General features: G+C 71.8%; 10 protein-coding genes. 7 read left to right on the forward strand and 3 right to left on the reverse strand.

Annotation, left to right across the window (positions count from 1 at the left end; all coding sequences use genetic code 11):
- Positions 1 to 98 precede the first annotated feature (98 nt).
- Entirely contained in the window at positions 99 to 491 is a 393-nt protein-coding gene (locus GL263_RS16350) for a VOC family protein (RefSeq protein ID WP_182856459.1), read from the reverse strand.
- A gap of 48 nt (positions 492 to 539) precedes the next feature.
- On the opposite strand from GL263_RS16350, the gene GL263_RS16355 reads away from it, so the two are divergent.
- The gene (locus GL263_RS16355) at positions 540 to 1,097 is read left to right on the forward strand and encodes a GNAT family N-acetyltransferase (RefSeq protein WP_182856460.1); all 558 of its coding nucleotides are present in this window, start codon (positions 540 to 542) and stop codon (positions 1,095 to 1,097) included.
- Positions 1,098 to 1,155: 58 nt separating this feature from the next.
- Here the strand turns inward: GL263_RS16355 and GL263_RS16360 are convergent, their stop codons facing one another.
- The gene (locus GL263_RS16360; protein ID WP_182856461.1) at positions 1,156 to 1,842 is read right to left on the reverse strand and encodes a glycerophosphodiester phosphodiesterase; all 687 of its coding nucleotides are present in this window, start codon (positions 1,840 to 1,842) and stop codon (positions 1,156 to 1,158) included.
- Between the two features lie 340 nt (positions 1,843 to 2,182).
- Between GL263_RS16360 and GL263_RS16365 the strand changes: the two genes are divergently transcribed.
- The 3 genes from GL263_RS16365 to GL263_RS16375 all read left to right on the forward strand — a co-directional run bounded on the left by GL263_RS16365 (position 2,183) and on the right by GL263_RS16375 (position 5,519).
- Positions 2,183 to 3,595, forward strand: a complete 1,413-nt coding sequence (locus tag GL263_RS16365; RefSeq protein ID WP_228456550.1) for a DUF6421 family protein — start codon at positions 2,183 to 2,185, stop codon at positions 3,593 to 3,595.
- 95 nt (positions 3,596 to 3,690) lie between these two features.
- The gene (locus GL263_RS16370; protein ID WP_182856463.1) at positions 3,691 to 4,461 is read left to right on the forward strand and encodes an SDR family NAD(P)-dependent oxidoreductase; all 771 of its coding nucleotides are present in this window, start codon (positions 3,691 to 3,693) and stop codon (positions 4,459 to 4,461) included.
- Positions 4,458 to 5,519 carry a threonine aldolase family protein gene (locus GL263_RS16375; protein ID WP_323379428.1) on the forward strand — a complete coding sequence of 354 codons (1,062 nt, stop codon included), beginning with the start codon at positions 4,458 to 4,460 and terminating at the stop codon, positions 5,517 to 5,519. The genes GL263_RS16370 and GL263_RS16375 overlap by 4 nt, the downstream gene beginning before the upstream one ends.
- 96 nt (positions 5,520 to 5,615) lie before the next feature.
- On the opposite strand, the gene GL263_RS16380 is transcribed toward GL263_RS16375, so the two are convergent.
- The gene (locus tag GL263_RS16380) at positions 5,616 to 6,332 is read right to left on the reverse strand and encodes a lysophospholipid acyltransferase family protein (RefSeq protein WP_182856465.1); all 717 of its coding nucleotides are present in this window, start codon (positions 6,330 to 6,332) and stop codon (positions 5,616 to 5,618) included.
- A 229-nt stretch (positions 6,333 to 6,561) separates the two neighbouring features.
- Between GL263_RS16380 and GL263_RS16385 the strand changes: the two genes are divergently transcribed.
- The 3 genes from GL263_RS16385 to GL263_RS16395 all read left to right on the forward strand — a co-directional run.
- On the forward strand, positions 6,562 to 6,912 hold the full coding sequence (locus tag GL263_RS16385) for a TlpA family protein disulfide reductase (RefSeq protein ID WP_323379429.1): 351 nt from the start codon (positions 6,562 to 6,564) through the stop codon (positions 6,910 to 6,912).
- 103 nt (positions 6,913 to 7,015) lie between these two features.
- The gene (locus GL263_RS16390) at positions 7,016 to 7,534 is read left to right on the forward strand and encodes a flavin reductase family protein (RefSeq protein ID WP_323379430.1); all 519 of its coding nucleotides are present in this window, start codon (positions 7,016 to 7,018) and stop codon (positions 7,532 to 7,534) included.
- Between the two features lie 225 nt (positions 7,535 to 7,759).
- Positions 7,760 to 8,036: electron transfer flavoprotein subunit beta/FixA family protein (locus tag GL263_RS16395; protein ID WP_438947967.1), on the forward strand; the 277-nt coding region annotated here is incomplete at its 3' end.

Here is an 8,036-nt window from a genome sequence, read left to right on the forward strand (position 1 = left end):
GTGAGAGGAGGCGTCAAGGGAGCGCACCGGCGCACGGAAGGGGAGCGCGGGGGCCGGGGCCCCGGAGGTGTACGCGGACCGGCCCGGGCAGCCCCGAGCTAGAGGCCCGGTCGGTACCGCAGCGGATGGTCCTCGGGCACCTCGACCACACACAGCCGGACCTCGTCGGGTGCCGCGACCCACATCTCCACCAGCCCCCACGGCTCCCTGACCGGCTCGCGCAGGATCTCCACCCCGCGCTCGGCGAGTTCCCGGTGGGCGGCCGCCGCGTCGGCCACCTGGATCCACAGTCGCAGCCCCGGGCAGGAAGGACGGTCGGCGCGGCCGGACAGCTCCAGGAAGCCGCCGCCGAGGAAGTACACCGTGCCGCGTTCCTCACCGGTGCCGAACTCGCGGTGCACCGCGAGGCCCAGTTGCCGGCCGTAGAAGTCGCGGGACGCCTCGGGGTCGGTGGGACGCAACAGGACGCGGCTGCTCAGTACGTGCACCATGCCGTCGAGGGTAGGGCCCCTTCTCCGGTAGGGCCTAAGCTCGCCCCCATGGAGACCTCGCCCGCGTCCGTCCTGACGTTCCGTACCGCCACGCCCGACGACGTCCCGGAGCTGGTGGCGCTGGTGGAGTCCGCCTACCGGGGCGAGTCGAGCCGGGCCGGCTGGACCACCGAGGCCGACCTGCTGGACGGCCGCCGTACGGACGCCGACGCGGTGCACGGGCTGCTGGCGGGGGCCGGGAGCCGGGTGCTCGTCGCAGAGCGGGACGGCGAGCCGGTCGCCTGCTGCCATCTGGAGCGCCGTGAGCGGACGGACGGCCCCTCGCCGGTGGCCTACTTCGGGATGTTCGCGGTGCGTCCGACGGCCCAGGGCGGCGGGCTGGGCCGTCGGGTGCTGGCCGAGGCCGAGCGGACGGCCGCGGACTGGGGTGCCACCGAGATGCAGATGACGGTCATAAGCCTGCGTGAGGACCTGATCGCCTGGTACGAGCGGCGCGGCTACCGGCGGACCGGCCGCTACCGGCCGTTCCCGTACGGCGACGAGAAGTTCGGCATACCGCGCCGCCCCGACCTGCGGTTCGAACTGCTCGTCAAGCCGCTGGGCTGACCGGGGACGGCCCCCGGCCTGTCAGAACCACCGGGCTCGGACAGAGCCCGGGCCGGCCTCAGGCCACCGGGCTGAGCAGGGCCGTGCGGACCTCGGGCAGGTCGGTCACCACGCCGTCCAGTCCCAGACGCCGCGCCGTCTCCAGCTCGGCGGGCGTGTTGACGGTCCAGCTGATGACCCGCAGGCCGGCCGCGCGGCAGCGCGCGACGACGTCCTCGTCGAGGTACCGGAGTTCACACGAGACCATCTCCGCGCCCAGGGCCACGGCCCGTTCGGCGGCGGTGGGCGTGGACCGGCCGGTGACCAGCGCGAGCGGGACGCGGGGCAGGAGCGCCCTGGTCTCCCGCAGCGCCTCGTCGTGGAAGGAGATGACGGTCACCCGGTCGTGCAGCGCACGGCGGTTGAGGACGTCGACGAGCACCCGTGCGGCGGCGGCGTCCTTGATCTCCGCCTGGATCGGCGTGGTCACCGCGTCGACGACCTCCTCGAAGACCGGTACGCGCTCGCCCTGACCGGCGTCGAGCCGCCGCAGCTCCGCCAGGGTGAGATCGGCGACGCGGCCGCTGCCGTCGGTGGTGCGGTCCACCGTGGCGTCGTGCATGACCACCAGCTCGCCGTCCGCGCTCAGGTGCAGGTCCAGCTCGACGACGTCCATGCCCTCCTGCTCGGCGCGGCGGAAGGACCGCAGGGTGTTCTCCGGCTCTACCCCCATGACCCCGCGGTGGCCGACGGTGAAGATTGACACGCGCTTGCTCGCTCTCTGCTGGTGCCGGCACGCCTGGTGACGGCGGGCCGGGCGCCCGGACGGTCGGGCGTCAGCGTAGCCGGGGGTACGGGGCCCTCCGGTGAACGACCGGTGGCCGGTAACAGGCGCCGGGGTGTGCGGTGGGCTGCCCGGCGAGGGCCTCGCGGCAGCGCGACATGCGGCAGGAACCGGACAAAAGTAGTATGAACTTGATCGCGAGCCGGAAAATGTCATCTATCTCGCACTCTCGACGGGAAGATTTGCGCCGTCTGCTCTTGATCGAGGCAATGACTTCCCCCTACGGTGGCACCACGCGAGTTTTTCCTGTGGAGGCGCAGTCATGACGGAAACCCTTTCGTCCCCGGTTGTCGGCAGTAACGTTCCTGCCGTCCACTCCCACGGCGAAGGTGCCGCCGTGGTGAGCCACCCCGCCTGGAACGAGCTGAAGACGGCCGTGGAGACCGTGCGGCCCTGGCAGTCCAAGGACGGTTCGATCGACTTCGACGCCGAGGGCGCGCCCAGCCGCGACGCCGCCGAGGCCGAGGTCAAGAAGATCGTCGCGGCGGTCGAGCGGCTGGCCCCGCTCCTCCCGCACAACGAGGCCTACCACCAGGCGCTCGTCGCCGACCTGCGCCGCTGGGCCGAGTCGGGCTTCGAGGTGCCGGACTTCCTGGACTCCCTGATGGCGTTCCAGCCCGCCGAGCAGCGGGTCGACGGCCGCCAGCACCTGGTCGTCTTCCCCATGTACACGCAGAACGGCAACCCCGACCGCAACCTGGAAGCCGTCGTCCTGCGCATGGTCTGGCCCGAGTGGCTGTCCGAGCTGGAGCGGACCCGCTACGACAACCCGCTCTTCCTCGGCATCACCTTCGAGGACTTCACCAGCGGCTACGACACCAACTCCGCCGTGCTGTTCCCGGAGACCATCGCCGTGCGCGAGGCGCCCGAGCGCTTCACCTGGGGCGGCATCTTCTGCGACCGCGAGGCCGCCCGCTTCCGCCGCGTCATCGACGCCGCCTGCCAGGTCACCAGCCTCCAGCTGCCCGAGGACGCCGCCGGGCTGCTCACCGACCAGCACCGGGCCGAGCAGACGTTCGTCCTGTGGGACATGGTCCACGACCGCACCCACAGCCACGGCGACCTGCCGTTCGACCCGTTCATGATCAAGCAGCGCCAGCCGTTCTGGATGTACGGCCTGGAGGAGCTGCGCTGCGACCTGACCGCGTTCCACGAGGCCGTGAAGCTGGAGGCCGACGGCTACCCGCAGGGCCGGGACGTGCAGTACGCCGTCATCCTCGACCGCCTCTTCCGCTTCCCGGTCACCGGCGAGCGCAACCGCAACTACGACGGCATGGGCGGCCAGCTGCTCTTCGCCTACCTGCACAAGCACGACGCCCTGCGCTGGCGCGACAACCGGCTGACCATCGACTGGGAGCGCGCCCGCGAGGTCACCGTCCGACTCCGCGAGGAGATCGAGACCCTCTACCGCGAGGGCATCGACCGCCCGAAGCTCGTCCACTGGTTCAAGGCCTACGACCTGGTCTCCGGCTACCTCGCCCCACACCCGGCCTCCACCTGGGCCAAGGGCCCCGAGGCGCTGGACCTCGAGCTGCCGCCGCGCAAGCTGGTCGACGAGGTGCACCCGGACGAGTTCCCGCTCAGCATGTTCTACGAGGCGCTCGCCAAGAAGCTGCGCGGTGTGATCGCCTCGACGAAGGGCATCACCGCGGACAGCGCCGCGGTGGCCGCCTGACGGCGACCGCCACCTGACGGCAGGGGGCGCCGCCCGGCAGGGCGGCGCCCGGAGTATGCGAGAGCGGTACGTAAACGGTGACTGGAGTTGAGGACATGAGCACGGTGACACCCCAGAGCGGCAACGGCGGGCCCCTGGAGGGCGCGGTGGTCGCGGTGGCCGGTGCCGGCGGCCCGGCCGGCCACGCGGTGCTGCTGCGGCTGGCGGAGGCCGGTGCCGTCGTGGTGGGCGCGGACGCCGACCCCGAGCGGCTGGCGCAGGGCGTGGACGCGGCCCGGTTCGCGCACGGCGGAGCCACCGTCATCGGTGACACCGTGGACCTGCTGAACCCCGCGGAGACCCGCGAGTGGGCGGCCCGCACCGAGAAGGAGTTCGGCCGGGTGGACGGCCTGGTCCACCTCGTCGGCGGCTGGCGCGGCTCGGCCTCCTTCGACAAGACCGACCTGAAGGACTGGGAGGTGCTGGAGAAGCTGCTCATCCGGACCGTCCAGCACACCTCGCTCGCCTTCGAAGGCGCCCTCAACCGCAGCGGGAAGGGCCGGTTCCTGCTGGTCAGCGCCGCGGGCGCCAGCAAGCCCACGGCGGGCAACGCGGCCTACGCGGCGGCCAAGGCCGCGGCCGAGGCGTGGACGCTCGCCCTCGGCGACGCCTTCCGCAAGGCGGGGGGCGAGGCCGGCCCCGACGCCGCGGCTGCGATCCTGGTGGTGAAGGCGCTTGTGCACGACGCGATGCGCGCCGAGCGTCCCCACGCCAAGTTCGCGGGCTTCACCGACGTGAAGGAGCTGGCCGAGGCCATCGTCGGAACCTGGGCGAAGCCCACCGAGGAAGTGAACGGAAACCGCCTGTGGCTCACACCCCAGCCGTGAGGACCGACGCGAAGCGCCACCACGACACCGAGGTGCGCGGCTTCGCGAGCGACAACTACGCCGGCGCCCACCCAGAAGTCCTCGCCGCGCTGGCCGTGGCCAACGGCGGCCACCAGAGCGCGTACGGCGACGACGAGTACACCGAGCACCTCCAGCAGCTGATGCGCCGCCACTTCGGCGGCCGCGCCCAGACCTTCCCGGTCTTCAACGGCACGGGCGCCAACGTCGTCGCCCTCCAGTCGGTCACCGACCGCTGGGGGGCGGTGATCGCGGCCGAGAGCGCGCACATCAACGTCGACGAGTGCGGCGCCCCCGAGCGGGTCGGCGGACTCAAGCTGCTCACCGTGCCCACGCCCGACGGCAAGCTCACCCCCGAGCTGGTCGACCGGGAGGCGTTCGGCTGGGACGACGAGCACCGGGCCATGCCGCAGGTCGTCTCGATCACCCAGAACACCGAGCTCGGCACGGTCTACACGCCGGACGAGATACGGGCGCTGTGCGAGCACGCGCACGAGCTCGGCATGGTCGTCCACCTGGACGGCGCCCGCATCGCCAACGCGGCGGCCTCCCTGGACGTGCCGATGCGGACGTTCACCAACGCCGTGGGCGTGGACATCCTCTCCTTCGGCGGCACGAAGAACGGCGCGGTGTTCGGCGAAGCCGTTGTCGTGCTCAACCCGGACGCCGTGCGCGGCATGAAGCACCTGCGCAAGCTGTCGATGCAGCTCGCGTCGAAGATGCGGTTCGTGTCGGTGCAGCTGGAAGCGCTGCTCGCCGGCGACCTGTGGCTGCGCAACGCCCGGCACGCCAACAACATGGCCGCGCTGCTGGCGGAGGGCGTGCGCAAGCTGCCGGGGGTCGAGATCGTCCACCCCGTGCAGGCGAACGCCGTCTTCGCGCGGCTGCCGCACGACGTGGCGACCCGGCTCCAGAAGCGCTTCCGCTTCTACTTCTGGGACGAGGCCGCCGGGGTCGTGCGCTGGATGTGCGCCTTCGACACCGCCGAGTCCGACGTCGAGGAGTTCCTGGCCGCGCTCCGTGAGGAACTCGGCGCCTGACGCGGACCGACCCTCGAGGACACGCCGAAGCGGGCGCCCCCAGTCCGGGAGCGCCCGCTTCGGCGTGTTTCCTTCGTCGTCCGGCCGTCCGGCCCGTCAGGCCGAGGCGGCGTTCGGCGCCGGGGCCGTACCGCCCAGATGCGCCGGCAGCCACCAGGAGTCCTCCGGACCCCGCGGCTTGGCCGGGTACGCCGCCTGGGCGGCCTCCAGCAACTCCTGCATCCGCTCGCGCAGCGTCTCGGTCAGCTTCACCGCCGACGTGTCCTTCGGCGCCTCCAGCGGCTCGCCCACCCGGATGGTGATCGGGAAGTGGTTGCGGCCGAAGTCCCGCTTGCGGCCCTTCGTCCACAGCCGCTGGGTGCCCCACAGCGCGACCGGCAGCAGCGGTACGCCCGCCTCCTGCGCCATGCGCGCGGCCCCGGACTTGAACTGCTTGAGGGTGAAGGACTGGGAGATCGTGGCCTCGGGGAAGACGCCGACGATCTCGCCGCCGCGCAGCGCGGTCACCGCGTGGCGGTAGGCGTCCATCCCGGCGGCCCGGTCCACCGGTATGTGCTTCATCGCGCGCATCAGCGGCCCGGAGACCTTGTGCCGGAAGACGGACTCCTTGGCCATGAAGCGCACGAGCCGCTTGGCCGGCCGGGCGGCGAGCCCGGCGAACACGAAGTCGAGATAGCCGATGTGGTTGCTGACGAGCACGGCACCCCCGCTTGTGGGAACGTGCTCGGTACCCGCGATGTCGAAGCGCAGGTCGAGCGCCTTGAAGAGGGTACGGGCGGCACCGATCACCGGTGGGTACACGAGTTCAGCCATTGGCGGGGGACCCTTAACTGTGTGACTGCCTGGGGGAAGGTTCTCCCGGCGCGGACATCCACACCAACTTACGCGAGCGTAACTTGATCCGGCTACCCCGCCCGCCGCGAGATCCGGATCACGCCCCCCTCCGGAGGAGGCAGAATCGATTCGGTGCGGGGCGGCCGACAGCAGCAAGCCTGCGAGGTTCCGGCGGAACCCGGAGGAGGACACGAGGGTGAGGGCGACGGTGCGACGAATCGGTGCCGACACGCTGGGCGTGGACGCGCTCGGCGAGCGGGCCACGCTCGTCCAGTTCTCCAGCGCCTTCTGCCAACCGTGCCGGGCCACGCGGCGGGTGCTCGCCGAGGTCGCGGAGATGGTGCCCGGAGTCGCGCACGTCGAGCTGGACGCCGAGGACCGGCTGGCGCTCGTCCGCGAGCTGGGGATCGACCGCACGCCGACCGTGCTGGTGCTCGACTCCTCGGGGCGCGAGGTGCGGCGCGCGTTCGGCCAGCCGCGCCGCGTCGACGTCATCGCCGCCCTCGGCGAGGCGGTACGGGCCTCCGAGCAGGCCGCCGACACGTCCCGGGACGGGTGAGCCGACGCTTCCGGCACGTGATCGTGATCGCATCGACCCGGGCGGCCTTGACGCCGCGGGACCCCTTTCGTCAGTGTGACGCTATGCATTCAGGACTCCCGCGGTGAGCGGCTCGGACACCCGGCACGCGGTGCGGGAGACGGCGGTGGACGGCTCCGAACTGCTCCGCGCGACCTTCCGGCGGTCCGCCGCCGGCGTCGCGGTCATCACCGCCCACGCGGACGGCCGCCTGGCGGGGTTCACCGCCACCTCACTCGCCTCGGTGGCCGCCGAGCCGCCGATGCTGTCGTTCAACATCGGGGCGCGCTCCTCCAGCTGGGAGGTGTTCGCCCGTGCCGAGCACGTCGGCGTGCACATCCTCGGCGAGCACCAGGCGGACATCGCGGCGACCTTCGCGCGCGGCGGCGCCGACCGGTTCGCCGAACCGACCCGGTGGCGTCCCGGCCCCTTCGACGTGCCGGTGCTGGACGACGTTCCCGCCTGGGTGGCGTGCCGGGTCGTGGCCCGGGTCCCCGCCGGGGACCACCGCGTCGTGCTCGCCGAGGTCCTGACGGGCGACCCCGACGGCCCCGGCCGCCCGCTGCTCTACCACGAGCGGAGCTTCACCGCGCTGCGCGACTGAGGCGACCGTACGCGACCGGGGCGTCGGTCGCGTACGAAGCGTTTCCGCACGCGTTGGCAAGGTCACAGCGACACCGCCTTGCAGAGGCGGGTTTCGCCGAGTGTACTGGCGAGTAATAAACTGTGCGGAGCGTCGGTTCGTGCCGACCGCAGTCCGTGCCGACAGGCGCCTATGCTGCCGAACACGAGGCAGTCCGTAGTCCCACGATGCAGTAGGAGAGCCGGCGTGAGCTTGAGGATCGTTGTCTGTGTGAAGTACGTGCCCGACGCTACTGGCGAGCGGCAGTTCACGGAGGACCTGACCACGGATCGTGAGTCGGTGGACGGTCTGTTGTCGGAGTTGGACGAGTACGCGGTTGAGCAGGCGTTGCAGATCGCGGAGGGTTCGGACGACGCGGAGGTCACCGTGGTGACGGTGGGTCCGGAGGACGCGCGGGACGCGTTGCGGAAGGCGTTGTCGATGGGTGCGGACAAGGCCGTGCATGTGGAGGACGATGATCTGC

This window comes from Streptomyces durbertensis (assembly GCF_014156695.1).
Lineage (GTDB): Bacteria > Actinomycetota > Actinomycetes > Streptomycetales > Streptomycetaceae > Streptomyces > Streptomyces durbertensis.